Origin of the sequence: Streptomyces barringtoniae, assembly GCF_020819595.1 — a bacterium.
In the GTDB taxonomy this organism is placed as follows: Bacteria; Actinomycetota; Actinomycetes; order Streptomycetales; family Streptomycetaceae; genus Streptomyces; species Streptomyces barringtoniae.
Window position 1 is genome coordinate 1 of the sequence record NZ_JAJHNP010000108.1, and the last position, 497, is coordinate 497.

A 497-nucleotide genomic window follows, 5' to 3' on the forward strand; every position below is an offset into this window, starting at 1 on the left:
GCCAAGGGCAAGCTGACGGCGCGGGAGCGGATCGAGCTGCTCCTGGACCCGGGGTCCTTCCAGGAGGTCGAGCAGCTGCGCCGGCACCGCGCGCAGGGCTTCGGCCTGGAGGCGAAGAAGCCGTACACCGACGGTGTCATCACCGGCTGGGGCACGGTGGAGGGCCGTACGGTCTTCGTGTACGCCCATGACTTCCGGATCTTCGGCGGTGCGCTGGGCGAGGCCCACGCCACCAAGATCCACAAGATCATGGACATGGCCATCGCGGCGGGTGCCCCGCTGGTCTCGCTGAACGACGGCGCGGGCGCCCGTATCCAGGAGGGCGTCAGCGCCCTGGCCGGGTACGGCGGCATCTTCCAGCGCAACACCAAGGCGTCCGGCGTCATCCCGCAGATCTCGGTGATGCTGGGCCCGTGCGCGGGCGGCGCGGCCTACAGCCCCGCCCTGACGGACTTCGTGTTCATGGTCCGCGAGACCTCGCAGATGTTCATCACGGG

1 protein-coding gene is annotated in these 497 nt (G+C 69.8%); it reads left to right on the forward strand.

Annotated features, from left to right (window positions below; all coding sequences use genetic code 11):
* Positions 1-497 (forward strand): carboxyl transferase domain-containing protein (locus tag LMU33_RS40935; protein WP_283844346.1); only part of this gene is annotated, 497 nt, incomplete at both ends.